A 19,204-nucleotide genomic window follows, 5' to 3' on the forward strand; every position below is an offset into this window, starting at 1 on the left:
GCCCCAGCCCGAGCAGCAGCAGCGGTGGTGGTGGTGGCGGCGGCACGGGCAGGCATGTGCTGACCGGCTACTGGCAGGATTTCGTCAACGGGGCGAGCGTGCAGCGGCTGAGCGACGTGAGTACGCAGTACGACATCATCGCCGTGGCCTTCGCGAACGCCACCGGCACTCCCGGCCAGATCTCCTTCGCGATCGACTCCGGCCTCTCCAGCGCCCTCGGCGGCTACAGCGACGCGCAGTTCAAGGCGGACATCGCCACGCTGCACGGCCGCGGCCAGAAGGTCGTGCTCTCGGTCGGCGGCCAGAACGGCACCGTCTCGGTGGGCGACTCGACCTCCGCGGCGAACTTCGCCTCCAGCGCCGCGTCGATCATCAAGGGCTACGGCTTCGACGGCATCGACATCGACCTGGAGAACGGCGTCAACCCGACCTACCTGGCCCAGGCCCTGCACTCGCTGGCCGGCCAGGCCGGATCCGGATTCGTCCTGACCATGGCGCCGCAGACCATTGACATGCAGAGCACCGGGATGGCCTACTTCCAGCTCGCCCTCAACGTCAAGGACATCCTGACCATCGTCAACACGCAGTACTACAACTCCGGCTCGATGAACGGGTGCGACGGCAACGTCTACGCCGAAGGCACCGAGAACTTCCTGGTCGCCCTCGCCTGCATCCAGTTGCAGAACGGCCTGAACCCGAGCCAGGTCGGTCTCGGCGTGCCGGCGTCCACCAGCGCGGCCGGCGGCGGTTACGTCAGCCCCTCGGTGGTGGACGCGGCACTGGACTGCCTGGCGTCAGGGACCAACTGCGGCAGCTTCAAGCCGCCCGCGACCTGGCCGGCCATCGGCGGCGCGATGACGTGGTCGACGAACTGGGACGCCAGCGCCGGCAACCAGATCGCGAACACGGTCGGCGCGCATCTGCACGCGATGCCGTGAGAGCACCGGAAGGTATAGCAGAGGGCTGAATGGGCTGAGTCACGACCCCGTGCGCGCGGTTTCCAACCTGCCGCGCGCCCGGGGCCCGCTCAGCCCTGTGGCGAATAGACGATGCCACGGTTCGACGAGCGCACCGCCGGGCCGAGGTGCACGCAGTACCACTCGCCGCGCCACGAGATCAGCGAGAAGATGCCGAAGGACTTGGTCACCCCGTTGATCCGATATGTCAGCCGCGTGCCGTACAACCGGTAGTAAGAGCCCTTGTTGTACTCGACGCCCGGCCTGATCCACTCGGCCTGGCTGGTCGGCACCGTCACCTTGACGAACCGGGCCGACGAGGAGTGCGAACCGAGCAGCGCGTGCGCGGCGTGGATGTCGAGGCCGTACCAGGCGATCAGCCGGCTCTGATAGTCGGCCAGCGGATTCGAGATCGCCTTCACCTGGAGGTACGCGCCCTTCGGGAAGAAGAACGGCAGCGCGATCGACGGATCGTCCTGCACGATCGCCTGCCAGAGATCCTGCACCCCGGCCTGGAACACCGGGTCGTCGGGGTGCGGCAGCACGTGCGTCTGCGGCAACGTGCCCGGATCCACCGGCGACGGCGAGGGACTCGGCGACGGGGTGAACGAGTCGGTAGGCGCGACCGGTGACGGTATCGCGGTCAGACCGATCGACACGCCGGTTCCGTTCGTGCCCGGGCCCGCGCTGCCGCCCCCGCAGGCGGCGACGGACAACAGCATCGAAGCCGCGCACAGCGCGTACAGCCATCGCCGTGGTGCACCGGACCGCTGCGCGCCCTTGCACGTGGTCCTGTTCATGTCGTGTTGTCTCCCCATGCCCGTCGTGTGCCGAAAGTTTCGGCGCGCAGTGCCGCCGAAGTGCATCCTTCCAGCCCCGGGCGGTTAGCACTAACGTGTCGGGCGAATGCGCGGCCCACCCCGCTCGCTACTCCTCGCAGGAGCAAGAAAGACAAGCCCAACCGGTGGGCAGCTGCCGCTCGTATTGAGCGCCGCGGCTGGTACTTGCATGATGGAAAGTATGTTCCCCGACTGGCAGGACCTGACCGAGGCGCAGCACGAGCGATGGGAGACGGTCCTCGGCGCGCTGACCGGGGCCCTGCCCGCGCGGGCCGCCGGCGTCGTCGTCGAAGGCGAGCACGCCGCGCACGTCGCCGACCGGCTCGCGCGGGCACTGCGCTCGACAGGCCGGCCGTGCATCCGGTTGACATCGCGGAATCCGGCGGCCGACGAGGACGCCTGGCGGGCCGAGCGCACCACGGACACGGTCGCGGTCGCCGAAGGAACTCACTGGCGCGAACACCCTCCGGCCGGCCGATGGGATCTCGCCGTCCGGCTGCGCGCGCCCGGCGGCCCGGCCCGCGACAAAGAGCGCCGGGGCCCGCGTCCGGCGGCCGAGATCGTGGTCGACCTGGCCGACCCGCACTGGCCGGTCGTGCGCGCCGTCACCGGCCGAGCCGGCGTTCCCGAGCACTGGTACGTCGCCGAGAACCAGGCGTTCTTCGCCGTGCGCGCCGCGACCTGGGACACCAGGTTCGGCGACGACATGCCCGCCTACGCCGCAGCCATCGCCGAGGCCGGCCCTCCGGTCGGCGGCACAGCGCTCGATCTGGGCTGCGGAACGGGCCGCGCCCTGCCGGCGCTGCGCGCGGCGGTCGGCTCGTCCGGCCGGGTGATCGGGCTCGACGTGACGCCGCAGATGCTGGACGCGGTCCGCGCCGCGGGTCGCGACCTGAGTGCTACGGCCCTGCTGCTCGCGGACGCGCACCGGCTGCCGCTCGCGGACGCGAGCGCGGACCTGATCTTCGCCGCGGGACTGATCAACCATCTCAACGACGCGCGCGGGGGCCTGAGCGAGTTGGCCAGGGTGACCCGCGCCGACGGGCACCTGGTGCTGTTCCATCCCACCGGGCGCGCGGCGCTCGCCGCCCGTCACGGACGCGTCCTGCGCCCCGACGAGCCGCTCGCCGAACACGTTCTCGCCCGCGGCCTCACCGACAGCGGCTGGAGGCTGACCCGCTACGACGACGCGGAGCACCGGTTCTTCGCCGTCGCGGCACGGGTCGCCTGACGCCGGCTCGCGCGCGAGTAGCCGAACCATCGTCGCGCGCCCCGATCGGCGCTATGATCGCGCCGCGTTCACGCAGCCGCGTGCGCACCCAGGCGAAGGAGCCCGCCGTGACGGATGCCGACAGTACGACCCAGCCGTCGCGCTTCGACGTGGACGGCGTCAGCATCGCCTACGAAGAGGCGGGCGCCGGCGAGCGTACGCCGCTGGTGTTCATCCACGGCTGGACGGCGAACCGGCACCGGTGGGACCACCAGTTCGAGCACTTCGCCCGGACCCGCCGGGTCCTGCGGCTCGACCTGCGCGGGCACGGCGAGAGCGACAAGCCGGCCGGGCAGTACAGCATCGACGGCCTCGCCGACGATGTACGCCGGCTGCTGGACGCCCGTGGCGTGGGGCGTTTCATCCCGGTCGGGCACTCGATGGGCGGCATGATCGCGCAGAAGCTCGCCCTCGCCGAGCCGGACCGCGTCGAGCGGATGGTGCTGGTCGGCACGGTCAGCAGGATGGTGTACAGCCGAAGCCGGGGCGCGGTGATCGCCGCCTCGAAACTGGTGCCGTACAACAGCTTCGTCGCGATCAACATCCAGCGCGCGTTCAAGCCCGGGTATCCGAAGGAGCTCATCCGGCAGTATGTGGCCGCCTCCCAGGCCACGCCCCGGCACGTGGTGATGTCGTGCTACGACGCGATGCGCGATTTCGACGTGCTGGACCAGGTGGGCGACATCCGGGCACCGGTTCTCATCGTGCACGGCCGGCACGACATCCAGTTCCCTCCGGCGCAGGTGCAGCGGATCGCGGCCAACTGCCCGAACGCCACGGTCAAGCTGCTGGACACCGGGCACGAGTGCCCGGTCGAGGACCCGCAGGCCGTGACCGACGCGATCGAGGCATTTCTCGGCGAGGAATAGTCGCGCCGCCGATATCCACGAGCCGTGCCGAAACCGCGCGTCTCCTGAAGAAGATCTTCACCTTTCCTGCAGCTGATCTTCAGCGATGGGCGTCTCCAGAAGCGTGATGGAAACTGAAGCGAAGACCGCGGCGGCGCGCACGCCCGTATCCCGCCGCCGGTTCATGGGCGGCGCCGCGGGCCTGGCCGTCCTTGGTTCGTTCGCCGCGGCCTGCCAGGGCGGCTCCGGGCCGGCGGCCGGCGCCGCGGCGGACAGCGCGGAGCCGATCGGCACGCAGGCTACCGGTGCGAGCGTGAGCGCGAGTGCGAGCGCCACCGCGGGCGGCGTGGACGCCGAGCTGATCAGCCGGCGCTATCAGGGACTCAAGCCCTTCGCCGCGGTCCCGCCGGCTCCCACGGCCAAGCCGATCGCGCTGAGCGCCGAGCACCCGGCGGTGTTCTCCAAGGTGCCGACGGGCGACAAGGTCGTGTTCGTCACGATCGACGACGGCATAGAGAAGGACCCCGCGTTCATCCAGATGGTCAGGGACTTCCAGATCCCGATCACGGTCAGCCTCGCCGACACCCTGATCCGGGACGACTACGCGTACTTCGAGAAGCTGTACCAGACCGGGTTCGTCTCCATTCAGAACCACACCGTGAACCATCCCCTCGACATGCCGCGCCTGTCCGCGCAGCAGCAACTCGACGAGATCGCCGGGCAGCAGCAGAAGCTGGGCAAGGAGTACGGGGTGGCGCCCTACATCTTCCGGGCGCCGGGCGGCAACTACAACGCGACCACGGTCGGCGCGGTCCGGCAGGCCGGACTCAAGGGCCTGATGATGTGGAAGGAGTCGATGGAGATACACGACATGCAGTACCAGACCGCCTCGCACCTGCTGCGCCCCGGCGACATCATCCTGGCCCACTTCCGCGGCCCGGCCCAGCTCAAGGGCGAGACCATGGTGCAGATGATGATCAACCTCTACAAGCACATCCAGGCGCAGGGCTTCACGGTCGCGGACATCACCAAGTACGTGTGACCGACTGCGAGTACGTGTGACCGACTGCGAGTACGTGTGACCGATCAGGAAGCGCCCGCGGCCGTCCGCGGCTCGGGCCCGTCCTTGACGTGGAAGAGGGCGAACGCGCGGCGCAGCAGCGGCTGCGCGACGTTCCGCACGCGAACCCCGCCGCTCGTCATGCCGTGCTCGGAACCAGAACGCGCGTGCTCATCGGGACGCCGTGTGCGTACGCTGCGACACCACCCGCCAGCGCGAACCGGTGGCCCGCCGCCTTGAGCAGCGAGCCGACCTGCTTGGCCGCGTCGAGGATCGCCTGGGTCCGGTCGGGCGGCGGGCCGGCCGCCGGAGGCAGGCCCACGATCAGGTCGCCTTCCACTTCTCCGGGACGTTCCAGATCTCTCATACGGCCCCTCCGCGATGCCGGTCCGGCGTGTGAACGGCTCGCGGTACCCGCTGCGGCGCGCAGTATCCGCTCAACCGCGTGCGGCGGCGGGCGCGTCGTCGCTGTGGTCGGCGGCCGCGTCAGCGTCGCGCCGGTGGGTCGCGGCCACGTCGTACAGGGCGACCAGCAGTGCCAGGGCCACCAACGCGATCGCGACGACCAGGCCGCGCTGGAAGGCGTGGGCCCAGCGGGCCGGATCGTGCGGGACGCCGCCGCCGGCCGCGCCGGCCGCGCCTGCCGAGGCCGGGCCGAGCGCCGCGAAGAACACCGAGCCCACCACCGCGATGCCGACCGCCGAGCCGATGCGCTGCCCGGTCTGCAGTACCCCGGCGGCGCTGCCCGCGTCCCGCACCGGCACCTCGGAAAGCGTGATCGCCTGGTTCGGCGCGATCACCAGGCCGCTGCCGAGACCGGCCACCGCCAGCGGACCCAGGGTCACCCAGCCCACCTCCCGGCCCGGCACCAGGTGCACCGCCAGCAGCGTCGCGCCGAGGCCGAGGCCGACCAGGAGCAGCCCGGCGGCGATCAGCGGCCGCCCGAACCTGGTCACCACCCTGCCGCCGAGCGCCGAGGCGATCCCGGAACCCACCGCGAACGGCGTTATCGCCGCGCCCGCGAGCAAGGCGCTGTAGCCGAGCCCGGCCTGCACGTACAGGGTGAAGATGAAGAAGATCGCGGTGAACCCGGCGAAGTACACCAGGGCGATCGCCGAGCCGAGACTGTACGAGCGCAAGCGGAACAGGGTGAGGTCCACCAGCGCCCCGGCGCGCCCCTGCCTGCGCCGCTCCCACGGCACGAAGGCGGCGAGGAACAGCGCCGCGAGCGGCAACAGCAGCCACTTGAGCCGGCTGTGCCACTGCTGTTCCTCGACCAGCGGCAGCAGCATTGCCACGACGCCCGCGGCCAGCAGCAGCACGCCGACCGGGTCCAGGCCCTCGGGACGCGCGGCTCCGGAGGTTCGCCCCTGTGCGCGCCCCCCGGCGCGCTCGTGCTCGCGGATCTCATGCAGGCTCGGCAGCAGTCGGTACGCCGCGGGCAGCGCGGCCAAGCCGATCGGGACGTTGACGTAGAACACCCAGCGCCAGCCGTCGGTGGGACCGCCGGCCGCGATCAGCAGGCCGCCCAGCAGCGGGCCCAGCGCCGTGGAGATCCCGATCACCGCGCCGAGCATGCCGAAGGCGCGGCCGCGCTCCCGGCCCTGGAACAGTTGCTGGATCAGCCCGGCGACCTGCGGGTTGAGCACCCCGCTGGCCAGCCCCTGGGCGAAGCGGGCCGCAACCAGCCAACCCGGCCCGGTGGCCAGGCCGGCGGCGGCGCTGGTCAGGGTGAAGGCGGCCAGGCCGGTCATGAACGCGGCCCGGCGCCCGTGGATGTCGCCGAGCCGCCCGGCCGGAACCAGCACCAGACCGAAGGCCAGCGCGTACCCCGACAGCACCCACTGCAGGTCGTCGGATGAGGCGTGCAGCCCGGCCTTGAGGGAGGGCAGCGCCACGTTGACGATGCTCACGTCCAGCATCGTCATGAAACCGGCGACCAGGCACACGGCCAGCGCCCGCCAGCGGTAGTCGGCCGGGTTCGGGGCGCGTGCGGGCCGGGGCGGGCCGGGCTGGGGACTGCCGGTTCTTGGTTGTGCTGACACGGCCCTCGCCTCCCCGCCGTCGGGCGGGGTGAAACGGTGCGGGCCGACGTCGGGCTCGACGAAACGGCGCGGCCGGGGCGGCCGGGCCGTCCGGACGCCGAGAGCCGAGAGCCGAGAGCCCAGAGCGCGGACGACGGCAGGGCTGCGCGGTGTTTTTCAGAGCCCTGATATCAGTGGGCCCGAGCCGGCCGGTAGACGACGAGCGAGCGCGCTCGCTTCTCGACTTCGAGCTCTGTCCCGGAGCCGGCCGCCTCGCCGTCCACGCAATACCGCAACGGCCGGCCGACGCCGCTCAGGCGCAGCGTTGTCGCGGCGCGGTACTGGTAGACGCGGCTGGTGGCCAATGTTCCGGTGGCGAGCGCGGCGAGCAGGCGCGCGCGGGCCAGCGGCTTGGCCGCGTCGACGATGCGGATGTCCAGATCACCGTCCTCCAGGCGGGCCCGGCGGGAGGGGGCGAGCCCGGCCGGCTGGTAGCGGCAGTTGCCCGCGAACAGCAGCCACATCCGCCGCTCCACGCCGTCCACGCGGCACGTGACCGGCTTGCCGTCGCGCAACACCGACACCGCGCCGACGAGGACGGCCGGCCACTTGCCCAGCCTGCGCTCGTGGTGCTCGCGCGCGTGGACGAGGTCGACGTACGCGCCGATGCTGAATGTGTTGACGAATACGCGTTCGCCCACGGTGCCGACGTCCACCGCGACCGCTTCGCCGCGTCGCAGTGCGCCGACAGCGTCGTCCAACGACTCGACGCCGAGGTCGCGGGTGAAGTGGTTGAGGGTGCCGGCGGGTATCACCAGCAACGGCACATCGGCGCGCAGTGCCACGCCGACCGCGGTGTTGATCGTGCCGTCGCCGCCGGCCGCGCCGAGCACCTTGGCCCGTTTCGCGGCGCGCTCCAGTTGGCAGGGTACGTCCGCGCCCTCCTCGGCGACGACGACCTCGGCCTCGGGCAGCAGTTGCCTGATCTGCTCGGCCAGTTGCTCGCCGCCGGCCCGCGCCGCCGTGTTGACCACCACGACCAGGCCATCGCCGGTGTCCAGCGCGGGAGCTTCGTACCCGGCGGGCGGGGCCTGCGCCGGCTCCGGCTCGATGAGCGGCCACCAGTGCGTGGTGAGCAGCCCGGCGGCCACGCCGATCGCGGCTCCGGCGACCACATCGGTCGGGTAGTGTGCCCCGGTGACCACGCGGGAGGCGGCGACGCCGGTCGCCAGCGCCGCGACCGGTACCGCCGGATACTTGCTCTCCAGGGCCACGCCGGTGGCGAAGGCCGCCGCCGAGGCCGCGTGCCCGGAGGGGAACGAGGAGCTGTCCGGCATCCGTCGCAGTTGCCTGATCAGCGGGATGTCCACGAGCGCCGGGCGCTGCCTGCTGATCAGGGTTTTGCCGACCAGGTTCGCGGCGCCGCTGGCCAGGCCGACTGCGGCCAGCGCACGCAGCGAGGCCCTGCGCGCGCCGCGGTCGGGCGTGGCCGCCATCCCGGCGGACAGCGCCAACCACAGTTTGCTGTGGTCGGCAGCGCGTCCCAGGCGCGGCAGTATCTGGTCGAGCGTCGCGGACTTCGCGGGCGTGACCACCCCCATCAGCCTTCTGTCGATCCCTGAGAATCTCCCCGCGCCGCCGGTGGACCGGAGCGGACGAGCCTGCATGTTCGCCTCCCCTGAAGCTGCTGGAGCCCTGAAGCTGCTGGAGCCCTGAAGCTGCTGGAACCGCCTGCCCTGAGGTCGTCGCCGTTTACCCGCCGGGCGTCAGGGCACACGGCCCTGTCGGATATCCGATGGTTGATCATTAAGGCGGAAGGAGCGGCAGATGGCCGTGAGCTCGCATACACGCGGGTATTCGGCACGTCGGATGGCGCGCAGCGACTCGGTGCGGGCCCTCGGGCGCGCCGGATTCGTTGCCCGCGGCGTCGTGTACCTGCTGATCGGCTGGATCACGCTGCTGATCGCCCTGCAGCACAAGGCGCTTGAGGCGGACCGCACCGGCGCGCTGGAGCTGATCGCGAGCAAACCGCTCGGATCGGTGCTGCTGTGGTTCCTGGTGGTCGGGTTCGGCGGCATGGCGCTGTGGCGGTTGTCCGAGGCCGCTTTTCCCACGGCGTCCGGCGGCAGCGGTAAGAAGGCGGCCGGCTCGCGCGCGGCCTCGCTGTTCCGGGTCGTCGTCTACACGCTGGCCTGCATCAGCACCCTCACTTTTGTGTTGACGCACAAGTCCAACGGCTCCACGAATCAGGCCTCGCAGGACTTCACCGCGCGCACCATGGCGCATCCCGGCGGAGTCGTGCTGGTCGCCCTGGTCGGCATCGCGCTGATCGTCGGCGGCCTGGCGCTGGTGTGGCGCGGCGTGACGCGCAAGTTCGCCAAGGATCTGATGCTCGGCTCGATGAGCGCCGGCAAGCGGCGGTGGGTGCTGCGCCTGGGCACGATCGGCAACGTCGCGCGCGGCGTGGTCTTCGCGGCGGTCGGCGGGTTCATGCTCGACGCGGCGGTCACCTTCGATCCCAAGCAGGCCAAGGGAGTGGACGCCACGCTGCGTTCCTTCGCGGCCGCGTCGTACGGGCCGCTGCTGCTGATCCTGATGGCCGTCGGACTGGCCGCGTTCGGCCTCTACTCCTGGGGCGAGGCGCGCTGGCGCCGGCTGTGAGGCCGCTGATATCGCACGGTTGACGGTGCGGCTTTGTCGGCAGGGCGCCGATGGTGCGCCGAGTCGATACGGCGAGAGGGCCGGTCCCGCTGGGGACCGGCCCTCTCGCTCGTGTGCCGCGACGACTTCGGTCGAATACCGGGATCACGCGGCGGACGCCGGCGGCGCCGCGGCGCACGGTTCGCCGAGCGCTTCGAGAACCGTGGGGAACACCTGGAAGGTGCCGCGAAGGCACATGTGCTCGAGCAGGCGGCGTACCCAGGGGCGCGGCGCGGCCAGGTGCAGACAGCCGCCGGCCGAGGCGAGCGTGCTGCGCCAGCGGGTCAGCACCGAGATCGCGTCCGTGTCCAGGTCGTAGAGCCGGGAAAGGTCGAGCAGCACGCGGGTTCGCCCGGCGCGCACCTGGGCGTCCAGCAGCCGGGTCAGCTCCTGCAGGCGGCCGGTGTACAGCTCGCCCCAGATACTCACCACGATGTGGTCCCCTTCGGACCGCAGCCGCAGCTCCAGACGATGCGTCGGCTGGCCGGCCGGCCGACGGCCGCCGCCGTGGGCGACGATGGGCGACGCGGGACTGCCGGCAGGGGACTCGGCGACTATTGACACGGTTCTCCTCCTCGCTGCCCCGCCCATACCCGCGCGTGCGCTGCGTCTTCGGGCGCGGCCTTTCCGGCGCACGACACGGTGCGTAGATCGGGGGGAGCCGTCTGTACCCGGCCGGATGGAAAACATGCGTCGGCGGTGATCACTGTTACCGGCCGCGGCCGGTCCGCGGTTGCGGTTGCGGGTGCGGTTGCGGGTGCGGGTGCGGCGAATGTTCACGGCGCTCGCGGGTACTGGGGATCGCCCCGCCGGTGAGGAGAGTACGGCCCCTCATGCCGTCCGGCGTGGACGCGTACCTGTGTAGTGGGCACGTGCCTGTTGTCGGGAGTCAGGAAGGAATAGGAGGCGGGTCATGCTCGTCGTAGGACTGCTGCTTCTCGCCGCCGCGGTCACCGTTGGCGCGGCCGGGATCGCGGCGAACACCGGAAGCGAGCATCAGCTGGCCGGCGGCTTCACGCTCTTCGGGTACCACTTGCACGGCTCGGCCGGCCGGCTCTACCTGGCCGGGCTGGTGATCGGGGCGGTGGCGATGCTCGGGTTCATGATGCTCGCCGACGGGCTGCGCCGGGATGTGGCGCTGCGCCGGGAACTGGGCCGGTTCCGCCGCGACGCGCGGGCCCGGCGGCGCGCCCCCGCCCCCGCGCCGGCGGAAGAGAACCCGAAGCCCGCGGCGAAGGCGAGCGTCGCGCCGAAGACGGCAGCCGTCCCGGCCGAACCGGCCGAGAGCTCCGCAGAGGGTTCGATCCTGCGGCGCGTGCGCGACTGGCGCCCTGCCCGTCCGGTCAGCTGACGCGGCGCCGGATCATCGCGAAGCCGGCTGCCGCCGAGTACGAGGTGCGAGCTCGTACTCGGCGGCAGCCGTTCTCATGGCGCGTGCGGGGTCTGGTCCCGTATCAGCTGCCGAAGATCTGGAACTCGGAGACCTGCCCGGCCGGCCAGCCGGTGTCGGCGGTGAAGTTCAGCCGCACGAACCGGGTGCTGGTCACGTTGAAGGTGATGGTGACGGTGTTCCCGCTCGCCGGGTTGAAGGTGTAGCCCGCCGACCCGACGATGGTGTTGAACGTGGACCCGTCGGTGCTGCCCAGCACGGAGAGCGTCTGTGTGCGGGTGCCCCAGGCGCTGGAGGGCGGCAGGTCGAGCACGATCCGGCCGACCGACTTCGTCGAGCCCAGATCCACCTGCAGCCACTGCGGGAACGCGTTGTCAGTGCTCTCCCAGTAGCTGCCGGTGTTGCCGTCCACGGCGTTCGCGGGCGCGTAGGTCTGCGTGTACCCGCTGGCCGAGGCCGGCTGGTTCAGCGCGAGGTTCGTGTTCGAACTCACACCGCTGCCGGACAGGGCGACGGTGGCCGGGCTGCCCGGGGCGTTGCTCGCGATGCTCAGTGTGCCGGTGCGTGATCCGGTCGCGGTCGGGGTGAAGGTGACGTTCACGGTGCACGACGAGCCGGCCGCGATGGAACCGCCGCAGTTGTTGCTCTGCGCGAAGTCGCCGCTGGTCGAGATCGACGAGACCGAGGCCGCCGCCGCCCCGCTGTTGCTCACCGTGACCGCCTGCGTGCCGGTGGTCGAGCCGACGCTCTGGTTTCCGAAGCTCAGGCTCGACGGGCTGACCGCCAGCGCCGGGCCGGACGAGCCGCCGCCGCTGGGGAAGACCTCGAAGTCAGAAAGCTGACCGGCCGCCCAGCCGGTGTTGCCGGTGATGTTGACCCGTACGTAACGGGCGTTCGCCGCGCCGAAGGTGATGGTGACGGTGTTGTTGTTGGCGTTCGGGTCGAAGGAGTACCCGGCCGAGCCCACGATGGTCGAGAAGTTCGAGCCGTCCGTGGAGCCGAGCACCGAGAGCGTCTGCGTCCGCGCGCCCCAGGCCGTGGACGGCGGCAGCCTGAGGATCAGCTTATTGACGCTGTAGTTCTGGCCGAGGTCCACCTGGGCCCACTGCGGGAAGGAGCCGTTGGCGCTCTCCCAGTAGGTGGAGGGGTCGGCGTCGGTCATGTTCGCCGGCACGTACTGCCCGTTGCCCGAACTGGCCGACGCAGGCTTTCCGGCTGCGATGTCGGTGTTGCCGTCGATCGCGCTGCCGCTGAGCGCCACCGTGGTCGGGCTGTTGTTGGCGTTACTCGTGACGGTCAGCGTGCCGGTGCGGGTGCCGCCGGCCGTCGGCCTGAAGGTGACCGACACGGTGCAGGATGCGCTGACCGCGACCGTCGCGCAGTTGTCGGTCTGGCTGAAGTCGCCGGTCACGGAGACCGCGGAGACGCTCGCCGAGGCGGTGCCGGAGTTGGTGACCGTCACCGACTGCGCGGCCGAGGACGAGCCGACGAGCGTGCCGGCGAAGGTCAGGCTCGCGGGGTTGGCGTTCAGGACCGGGCCGGGTGCGGTGCCGGTGCCGGAGAGGCTCACGGTGTTGGTGACGCCCCCGGCGGTGACCGTCAGGGTTCCACTTCGCGTACCCGTCGCGGTCGGCTTGAACGTCACGCTCACCGCGCAGGAACCGTTCGCGGCGATCGACGATCCGCAGTTGTCGCTCTGCGCGAAATCGCCGCTGACGGAGATCGACGAGACGGGCGCGGCCGAACCGGTCGGGTTGGAGACCGTCACGGTCTGCGCGACGCTCGTGGTGCCGGTGGTCTGCGAGCCGAAGTTCAGCGAGTTCGGGCTGGCGGTGACTCCGGTGGCCGGGTACGGCGGGTACACCGGGGCCGGCCAGCCGTTGCACTGGGTCGGGCTGATGCCGGAGTCGCCGCCGCCGTCGGTGATCGCGAAGCTCGAGCCCTCACAGCTGTAGCTCGGCGGGTTGCCCGCGTTGGCCTGCGCCACGCCGGTCGCGGCGACGTTGGTGAACGACGCGGCGCCGCCGGTCTGCTCCTGCAGGGCGAAGGTGCCGGTTCCGGCGATGGTGACGTTGTCGAGATTCACCCCGCTGATGGTGCCCTCAACCCACTGAATCGCTTCGTAAGGGCTCTGCTCGATCAGCGCGTTGCTCACGTTGATCGGTCCGGTGATGGCGCCCTGGCTGCCGTCGAACCACAGCGAGCCGACGCCGAACTGCCAGTTCGGGTCGAGGTCGCCGTTGCGGATCAGGGTATTGTTCTGGATCGTGGTGGTGCCGACGGGGGTCGAGCTGAAGCGCTGCCCGACGTGGATGCCGCCGCCCTGGGTGATGCCGGTGTCCTGCACCAGGTTGCCGGAGACGGTGTTGTCGTGGCCGCCGTAGATGGCGATTCCGTTGGCCAGCATCTGCAGCTGGACCGTGTTGTCGGAGATCGTGTCGTTGGCGTCGGCGCCGATGGCGGAGTCGGCCCAGGTGGCGATGCCGTCGTCACCGGTGTTGCGCAGGTCGCTGTTGGTGACGGTGGAGCCGGTGACGCCGCCGTGGAAGTTGACGCCGTCCGCGGTGGTGTCCCGGATCCGCATGCCGCTGAAGGTCAGGCCGTTCATCGGGCCGTCCATCCAGGCGCCGACCTTCATGTGCTCGATCCACACGTTCGAGACGGAGGAACTGCTCATCGCGCCGCCGATCCCGTTGACCTGGCAGCCGTCGCAGCGTTCTTGCACGTTGCCGGAGATCGCGAAGTCCCGCAGGTGCACGTTCGTGCTCGGATTGGGTGCCGAGTTGCCGTAGAAGCCGGGGGCGGTGCCCGCGATGGTGGAGTACCACATGCCGGCGCCCGCGATCGTCACGTTGTTGACGCTGACGTGGCCCGGGATGTTGTAGGTACCCGGCGGGATCCACACCGTGCCGCCCGACCCGGCGGCGCTGATCGCGGCGTTGAAGGCGTTGGTCGAGTCGTTGACGCCGCTGGCGTCGGCGCCCTCGCTGGTCACCGAGACCGAGCCGGACGGCTGGGCCGGCGGCGAGCCGACGTTCTCGAAGTCGGCGAAGTCGATCGTGTAGGAGGACGCGGTGTCCTGCGGGTCGACCTGGAGGGTGAAGGTGGTGCCGGCCTGGTAGGTGGTCGGGAAGAGCCGGTGCACCTCGTCGTAGAAGTGGTGCGGGTTGCCACCCGGGGAGTTGGTGAAGGGGTAGCTGCCGTAGTACCAGCTGTAGGCGTTGGTGAGGGTGAAGTCGGGCTGCTTGGTGCCGTTGATGTAGAGCGAGAGCGGCGCGGTGTAAACGGAGCCGCCCGAGGTGTCGGGGATGCTGTACCGGAAGTCGATCGAGTTGGTGGCGACCGGCGTGGTGAACGTGACGTACTTGCCGGTGCCCTGGAGTGTCACGGCTTTGCGGTACGACGCCTCGTCGGCGAGTTGGCCTTGGGTGTAGCTGGGGCCGATGACGGTTCCGTTGGTGCTGGAGTTCTCGGCCTGCACCTCGACGTACGGCAGGCTGGCGCCGCTGCCGCCGGTGGCGGCGGCTTGCGCGGCCGGGATGGTGAGCGCGATGGCGCCGCCGGCCAGCAGCGCGGCGCCGCTGACGAGGGCGGCGGCGCGCTGCACCCGGCGCGGCGGGCGGATGGGGGAATCGGGCTGGGACAAGGTGGTGCTCCTTTCGGCACGAGGCCGGCCGTGGGCCGCATGGATGGCGTCGCGCGTGGGTGGGAGGAGCGAGGGGTAAGGAGGAAAGTAACCTTCTCGACATCCGGGCGCAATATCTAGACGGATGACTGGTGAATCTTTACTAGCTCTTGCAGGAGTGGCGAAGTGCCGCCTCGGTGCGTGACCGGCAGGCCGGTGCGGTTGCGCAACAGGACCGTGTGTTGTCTGAGTGCTGTCGAATGCTTCGCCGAGCCGGCGGCGTCTCTCGGCCCGGCCGTGGGCAAGGCCGTGGGCACGGGCGTATCAGAACCCGGTCCGCGTGATCACGCCGCGTTCCGTCGGCTGCGGACAACCGGGCCGACGACCATGCCGAGGGCCGGTGCGGCCGGCCCGCTGCGTGCCGGGCCCAAGGTGTGCCGGCCCATGCCGCGCTCATGGGCCCGTGCCGTGCCGTGCCGCGGCGTGTTGCGTTATGTCGCGTAGCGCTCTGGTGTCACACCGGCAGGACGGCCAGCTCCCGATCGGTGAGGTTCAGCCGTTCGCCGCCGTTCTCCGTGCACAGCACGATGTCCTCGATCCGGGCCCCGAAGCGGCCCGGAAGGTAGATGCCCGGTTCGACGGAGAACGCCATGCCCGGCTCCAGCGGCCGCGCGCTGCCGGCCACGATGTACGGCTCCTCATGCGTTTCCATGCCGATGCCGTGGCCGGTCCGGTGGACGAATCGGTCGCCGTATCCGGCCGCCGCGATCAGATCACGCCCCACGGCGTCGAGTTGCTCTGCGGTGATCCCTGGACGCACTGCCTCGACCTGTGCCCGCTGGGCCCGCAACAGCACTTCGTACATCGCGCGGAAGTCCGTGTGCGGCTCGCCGAGCGCGTAGACGCGGGTCGAGTCAGAACAGTAGCCGTCGCGTGTCGTGCCGCCGATGTCGACCACGACCGGATCCCCGGCTTCGATGACCCGGTCCGAGACCTCATGATGCGGGCTCGCGCCGTTCGGCCCGGACGCCACGATCACGAAATCGACCCGCGCGTGCCCCGCCGCGATGATCGCGTCCGCGATGTCCCGTCCGACCTGCCGCTCCGTGCGCCCGACGCGCAAGAACTCGCCCATGCGGGAGTGCACCTCGTCGATCGCGGCGCCCGCCCGGCGCAGCGCCTGCGCCTCCGCCGCGTTCTTGCGCAGTCGCAGCCCGCTGAGCACTGCTCCGGCCAGGTCCTGTCGCGCGTCCGGCATGGCCCTGCGGAACCCGTCGGCCTTCTCCACCCACATGTGGTTGTCCAAGCCGACGCGGGCGGCCCCCGGCAGGCAGGCCGCCGCGATCGCGTACGGGTCGTCGGTCTCGTTCCACGCGACGATCTCCAGGCCCGAGGCGCCGGCCGGGGACGCGGCCGCGGCGGGTTCCTCCAGCGCGGGCACGATCAGACGGGGTTCTCCGCGCACCGGCAGCAGCAGGCAGGTCAGCCGTTCCAACGGCAGAGCGTCGTAGCCGGTGAGGTAGCGCAGGTCCGCGCTGGGGCACACCAGCAGCGCGTCGAATCCGGCCCGCGCGGCGGCCTCGCGCGCGTCATGCAGGCGCTGCGCAGCGAAGAGCGTGGCCGATGGCGTCTGCGCGGCCGGCGCTTCGGGCGCTGGGACGTCCCCGCGGTCCGTCATGGCGACTCCTGATCGAACGTGAAGCGGATCCCTGGATTGGCGACCCATCCATCCTGCCGCAGAGCGCGGCTATCGCGCGGCACCGGGGCGCCGTGGCCCGGTACGTTCGAGGCCGCGAGACGCCGCGAGAAGGCGAGACCGCGACACCGCGACACCGCGAGACGCCGCGACAGCCCGGCGATTGTCGTCGGGGGCGCTCACGCCGGGCGCAGACCGGACAGCGTCACGGTGACGATCCGGTCGAGCGCGGCGTTACTGCGCGCCTCGGTGGCGGCGCCCAGCGCGTGCAGGCAGTAGGCGGCGAGTTCGCCGGCGGGTACGTCGCCGCGCACCTCGCCCCGCTCGGCCGCCGCTGTGATCAGGGCACTGATGAACTGGTGCAGGTGCTGGTGGGCGCGGACGGCGTGGTCCGCCCGGTGCAGGTGCGAGGCCAGTTCGCTCTCCTCGCGCCGTTCCCGCGAAAGAACCGCGTACGCGCGCAGGACGGCCTCAAGCCGTCGGCCCGGTTCCGCCTGCTGTTCGCTGATCCCGGCGAGCCGGCGCAGGTGCTCGTCGACGTGCCGCTGGTGCCATGCGGCGAGGATCGACTCGATGTCCGGAAAGTACTTGTAGAGCGTGGCGCGGCCGATTCCGCTGTGCTTGGCGATCTCGGACATCGTCACGCCGGTGAGTCCGCGCTCGGCGACCAAGGCGGCGGTGGCGTCGAGCGTCGCCTCGCGCACCGCGTCCCGGTGCGCCGCGATCGTCTCGTTCCACAGCTTCGGCATGAGCCGATGATACGAGTTGGCCCACTGGATACATACTGACTTGACTATGACAGAGTGTATTGCAAAACTGGGGCCTGATCGCGCTACCGAGGTGAGACCAGGGAGTTCGCCGATGGCACGACTGCCCGCGCCGGGTGGCCGGAACCGGTTCGAGGAGCTGCACGCCGGCACGCCGCCGTGGGACATCGGCCGGCCGCAGCCGGCCTTCGCCGCGCTCGCCAAGCAGGGCGAGATCCGCGGGCGGGTGCTGGACGTAGGCTGCGGAACCGGGGAACACACGCTGATGGCCGCGGCCCGGGGCATGACGGCGACCGGGATCGACCTGGATGCAGGCGCAGTGCGGGCGGCCGAGCGGAAAGCGTGCGCGCGGGGCCTCGCGGCGCGCTTCCGCCAACACGACGCGTTGCGGCTGGCCGAGCTCGGCGAGAGCTTCGACACGGTTCTGGACTCGTTGTGCCTGCACGCTCTGAGCGCAGCCGACCGCGGCGTCTATCTGGACGCCGTGCGCCGGATCCTCGATCCGGGCGGCCGTTTCTTCGCGCTGTGCTACAGCGAGCGGCAGCCCGCCGGCTCCGGCGTGCCGCACCGCCGGTCGCGGCGGGAAATCGGATCCTGGTTCGCCGAGGGGTGGGTCCTGGACCGCCTGGAAGCGACCATGTGCGCGGCCAACCCGTTCCCCGAGGGCGTGGCCGCATGGCTCGTCGCGTGCACCCGAACCTGATCCCTAGCCGTGTCCGTGTCCGCGCCGGTATCCGTATCCGTATTCGCTCGAACACAAACGAAAGGACTGGTTGCCGTGCCCGTGTCCGAGGCGCGTGTCCGCACTCCCCGCGCGAGCCGCTATCTCACCCAGTTGTGTGACCACGGCAGCAAGATGCACCTGACCGCCCTGCACCGACGCCGCCACCGCGCCCACAGCGGCGGCGAAGGCGAAGACGAAGGCGGAGGGCCGCCCAAGGTGCTGCGCGCCGAATCCTCGGACACGGAAGGGGTCATCGATTTCGGCTGGGGCCGTTGCGTGCTACGGGCCGCCGACGATGAACTGGTGCTCACTGCCGAGGCCCAGGACGAGACCGCACTGCGACGCATCGAGGACGGCCTCCGCGCGCGCCTCGAACGCATCGGGCGACGCGATGGCTTGACCGCCGTATGGACGCCGGCCACACCGGATCCCACGTCGCAGGACGCGACAGAGGACTGAAAAGCGGCGGGCTGCTCGCACCGCGCGGCCCGCCCCGGCCGCGTCAGCCGACGACCTCGTACCCGGCCTCCTCGACGGCGGCCCGCACCGCCGCGTCGGCCAGCGCGGCCGCGGAGGTGACGGTCACCTTGCCGTCGGCGAGATCCACCTCCACCCCGGTCACGCCCTCGATCGCGCCGACCTCCTCGGTGACCGAGGCGACGCAGTGCCCGCACGTCATCCCGGACACGGTGTAGGTGGCTGTCACCGTCGTCGGCGTCTCATGTGACATGGTGCTTCCCTTCGCGGCAGTGTCCGCGGTATGCCCGTGGGCGGTCTCGACGGTGTCCGCCGAACCCTCAGCCTGGTCGGCGCAGCCGCACCCGCCGCAGCCGCAGCCGCCGGCCCCGCTCTCGCTGATGTCGAAGATGTTCAACTCGGTGGTCATAGCTCTCCCTTTCATCAGATCACGGCTCACGGCCGCCGCCGTCGCGACCGGCCGCGTCACGAACGCACCAGCCGGGCGATCGCCTCGCTGGCTTCCTTGACCTTCGCCTCGGCGGCCTCGGGGCCCTCGAGGACCGCGCCGGCGACGCAGTGCCCGATGTGTTCTTCCAGGAGTTTGAGCGCCACTGACTCCAAGGCCCGGTTGACCGCGGAGATCTGCGTGAGGATGTCGATGCAGTACTTGTCCTCGTCGACCATCCGCTGCAACCCGCGCACCTGGCCCTCGATCCGGCGCAGCCGCTTGAGGTAGTCGTCCCTGTGGCCCGAGTAGCCGTGCCCTTCCATGACCGCCTCCTGCGTTCGCTCGTCCGCTCGGCGCAGCACTTACCAATATACCCCCCTACGGTATACGGCTATGCG

At 70.9% G+C, this 19,204-nt stretch carries 18 protein-coding genes and 1 pseudogene; 8 read left to right on the forward strand and 11 right to left on the reverse strand.

All coding sequences use genetic code 11. The features are described 5' to 3' along the window. A partial coding sequence (locus KGA66_RS02915; RefSeq protein ID WP_211464195.1) for a chitinase occupies nt 1-938 on the forward strand: 938 nt, incomplete at its 5' end. 89 nt (nt 939-1,027) lie between these two features. Here KGA66_RS02915 and KGA66_RS02920 read toward each other — a convergent pair. Next, the gene (locus KGA66_RS02920; protein WP_211464197.1) at nt 1,028-1,756 is read right to left on the reverse strand and encodes a hypothetical protein; all 729 of its coding nucleotides are present in this window, start codon (nt 1,754-1,756) and stop codon (nt 1,028-1,030) included. A 208-nt stretch (nt 1,757-1,964) separates the two neighbouring features. On the opposite strand from KGA66_RS02920, the gene KGA66_RS02925 reads away from it, so the two are divergent. The 3 genes from KGA66_RS02925 (at nt 1,965) to KGA66_RS02935 (ending at nt 4,955) form a co-directional block, all read left to right on the forward strand. Beyond that, nucleotides 1,965-3,026 carry a class I SAM-dependent methyltransferase gene (locus tag KGA66_RS02925; protein WP_211464199.1) on the forward strand — a complete coding sequence of 354 codons (1,062 nt, stop codon included), beginning with the start codon at nt 1,965-1,967 and terminating at the stop codon, nt 3,024-3,026. A gap of 107 nt (nt 3,027-3,133) precedes the next feature. Further along, complete coding sequence (locus KGA66_RS02930; RefSeq protein WP_211464201.1) at nt 3,134-3,934, forward strand: alpha/beta fold hydrolase; 801 nt, start codon at nt 3,134-3,136, stop codon at nt 3,932-3,934. Between the two features lie 106 nt (nt 3,935-4,040). After that, nucleotides 4,041-4,955: a polysaccharide deacetylase family protein gene (locus KGA66_RS02935; RefSeq protein ID WP_211464202.1), complete on the forward strand. Its 915-nt coding sequence runs from the start codon at nt 4,041-4,043 to the stop codon at nt 4,953-4,955. A gap of 44 nt (nt 4,956-4,999) precedes the next feature. Here KGA66_RS02935 and KGA66_RS31945 read toward each other — a convergent pair. From KGA66_RS31945 to KGA66_RS02950, 4 genes and pseudogenes are all read right to left on the reverse strand, one after another. Beyond that, a pseudogene (locus KGA66_RS31945) lies at nt 5,000-5,143 on the reverse strand (metallophosphoesterase); the annotation flags it as partial. Continuing rightward, nucleotides 5,113-5,340: a hypothetical protein gene (locus tag KGA66_RS02940; protein WP_211464203.1), complete on the reverse strand. Its 228-nt coding sequence runs from the start codon at nt 5,338-5,340 to the stop codon at nt 5,113-5,115. The pseudogene KGA66_RS31945 and the gene KGA66_RS02940, both read right to left, overlap by 31 nt. A gap of 70 nt (nt 5,341-5,410) precedes the next feature. Continuing rightward, on the reverse strand, nt 5,411-7,018 hold the full coding sequence (locus KGA66_RS02945; RefSeq protein ID WP_211464204.1) for an MFS transporter: 1,608 nt from the start codon (nt 7,016-7,018) through the stop codon (nt 5,411-5,413). A 170-nt stretch (nt 7,019-7,188) separates the two neighbouring features. After that, the gene (locus tag KGA66_RS02950; RefSeq protein ID WP_211464205.1) at nt 7,189-8,598 is read right to left on the reverse strand and encodes a bifunctional phosphatase PAP2/diacylglycerol kinase family protein; all 1,410 of its coding nucleotides are present in this window, start codon (nt 8,596-8,598) and stop codon (nt 7,189-7,191) included. A gap of 226 nt (nt 8,599-8,824) precedes the next feature. Here KGA66_RS02950 and KGA66_RS02955 point away from each other — a divergent pair, with 226 nt between their 5' ends. Then, the gene (locus tag KGA66_RS02955) at nt 8,825-9,658 is read left to right on the forward strand and encodes a DUF1206 domain-containing protein (protein WP_211464206.1); all 834 of its coding nucleotides are present in this window, start codon (nt 8,825-8,827) and stop codon (nt 9,656-9,658) included. A 144-nt stretch (nt 9,659-9,802) separates the two neighbouring features. Here KGA66_RS02955 and KGA66_RS02960 read toward each other — a convergent pair whose 3' ends face one another. Further along, on the reverse strand, nt 9,803-10,261 hold the full coding sequence (locus KGA66_RS02960) for an STAS domain-containing protein (RefSeq protein WP_211464207.1): 459 nt from the start codon (nt 10,259-10,261) through the stop codon (nt 9,803-9,805). A 349-nt stretch (nt 10,262-10,610) separates the two neighbouring features. Between KGA66_RS02960 and KGA66_RS02965 the strand changes: the two genes are divergently transcribed. Then, nucleotides 10,611-11,048: a hypothetical protein gene (locus KGA66_RS02965; protein WP_211464208.1), complete on the forward strand. Its 438-nt coding sequence runs from the start codon at nt 10,611-10,613 to the stop codon at nt 11,046-11,048. 103 nt (nt 11,049-11,151) lie between these two features. Here the strand turns inward: KGA66_RS02965 and KGA66_RS02970 are convergent, their stop codons facing one another. The 3 genes from KGA66_RS02970 to KGA66_RS02980 form a co-directional block, all read right to left on the reverse strand. After that, nucleotides 11,152-14,733: a choice-of-anchor D domain-containing protein gene (locus tag KGA66_RS02970; protein WP_211464210.1), complete on the reverse strand. Its 3,582-nt coding sequence runs from the start codon at nt 14,731-14,733 to the stop codon at nt 11,152-11,154. Between the two features lie 493 nt (nt 14,734-15,226). Next, nucleotides 15,227-16,390, reverse strand: a complete 1,164-nt coding sequence (locus tag KGA66_RS02975; RefSeq protein WP_211464211.1) for a M24 family metallopeptidase — start codon at nt 16,388-16,390, stop codon at nt 15,227-15,229. Nucleotides 16,391-16,587: 197 nt separating this feature from the next. Further along, entirely contained in the window at nt 16,588-17,157 is a 570-nt protein-coding gene (locus tag KGA66_RS02980) for a TetR/AcrR family transcriptional regulator (RefSeq protein ID WP_211464213.1), read from the reverse strand. Nucleotides 17,158-17,269: 112 nt separating this feature from the next. On the opposite strand from KGA66_RS02980, the gene KGA66_RS02985 reads away from it, so the two are divergent. Then, on the forward strand, nt 17,270-17,878 hold the full coding sequence (locus KGA66_RS02985; RefSeq protein ID WP_211464215.1) for a class I SAM-dependent methyltransferase: 609 nt from the start codon (nt 17,270-17,272) through the stop codon (nt 17,876-17,878). 75 nt (nt 17,879-17,953) lie between these two features. Continuing rightward, on the forward strand, nt 17,954-18,358 hold the full coding sequence (locus tag KGA66_RS02990; protein WP_211464217.1) for a DUF2218 domain-containing protein: 405 nt from the start codon (nt 17,954-17,956) through the stop codon (nt 18,356-18,358). Between the two features lie 43 nt (nt 18,359-18,401). Here KGA66_RS02990 and KGA66_RS31950 read toward each other — a convergent pair whose 3' ends face one another. Both KGA66_RS31950 and KGA66_RS03000 read right to left on the reverse strand, forming a co-directional pair. Beyond that, nucleotides 18,402-18,629 carry a heavy-metal-associated domain-containing protein gene (locus tag KGA66_RS31950; protein ID WP_211464335.1) on the reverse strand — a complete coding sequence of 76 codons (228 nt, stop codon included), beginning with the start codon at nt 18,627-18,629 and terminating at the stop codon, nt 18,402-18,404. A gap of 212 nt (nt 18,630-18,841) precedes the next feature. Beyond that, nucleotides 18,842-19,129, reverse strand: a complete 288-nt coding sequence (locus KGA66_RS03000) for a metal-sensitive transcriptional regulator (protein ID WP_211464224.1) — start codon at nt 19,127-19,129, stop codon at nt 18,842-18,844. Between the last annotated feature and the right edge of the window lie 75 nt (nt 19,130-19,204).

It is taken from the genome of Actinocrinis puniceicyclus (assembly GCF_018283645.1).
Classification (GTDB): Bacteria; Actinomycetota; Actinomycetes; order Streptomycetales; family Catenulisporaceae; genus Actinocrinis; species Actinocrinis puniceicyclus.

Excerpts from the sequence above, each read along its gene's own strand:
- KGA66_RS02980 (WP_211464213.1), bottom strand. The coding sequence starts at position 17,157 with ATGCCGAAGCTGTGGAACGAGACGATCGCGGCGCACCGGGACGCGGTG.
- KGA66_RS02985 (WP_211464215.1), top strand. The coding sequence starts at position 17,270 with ATGGCACGACTGCCCGCGCCGGGTGGCCGGAACCGGTTCGAGGAGCTG.
- KGA66_RS02950 (WP_211464205.1), bottom strand. The coding sequence starts at position 8,598 with ATGGGGGTGGTCACGCCCGCGAAGTCCGCGACGCTCGACCAGATACTG.
- KGA66_RS02925 (WP_211464199.1), top strand. The coding sequence starts at position 1,965 with ATGATGGAAAGTATGTTCCCCGACTGGCAGGACCTGACCGAGGCGCAG.
- KGA66_RS02975 (WP_211464211.1), bottom strand. The coding sequence starts at position 16,390 with ATGACGGACCGCGGGGACGTCCCAGCGCCCGAAGCGCCGGCCGCGCAG.
- KGA66_RS02940 (WP_211464203.1), bottom strand. The coding sequence starts at position 5,340 with ATGAGAGATCTGGAACGTCCCGGAGAAGTGGAAGGCGACCTGATCGTG.
- KGA66_RS31950 (WP_211464335.1), bottom strand. The coding sequence starts at position 18,629 with ATGTCACATGAGACGCCGACGACGGTGACAGCCACCTACACCGTGTCC.
- KGA66_RS02955 (WP_211464206.1), top strand. The coding sequence starts at position 8,825 with ATGGCCGTGAGCTCGCATACACGCGGGTATTCGGCACGTCGGATGGCG.
- KGA66_RS02935 (WP_211464202.1), top strand. The coding sequence starts at position 4,041 with ATGGAAACTGAAGCGAAGACCGCGGCGGCGCGCACGCCCGTATCCCGC.
- KGA66_RS02965 (WP_211464208.1), top strand. The coding sequence starts at position 10,611 with ATGCTCGTCGTAGGACTGCTGCTTCTCGCCGCCGCGGTCACCGTTGGC.
- KGA66_RS03000 (WP_211464224.1), bottom strand. The coding sequence starts at position 19,129 with ATGGAAGGGCACGGCTACTCGGGCCACAGGGACGACTACCTCAAGCGG.
- KGA66_RS02920 (WP_211464197.1), bottom strand. The coding sequence starts at position 1,756 with ATGAACAGGACCACGTGCAAGGGCGCGCAGCGGTCCGGTGCACCACGG.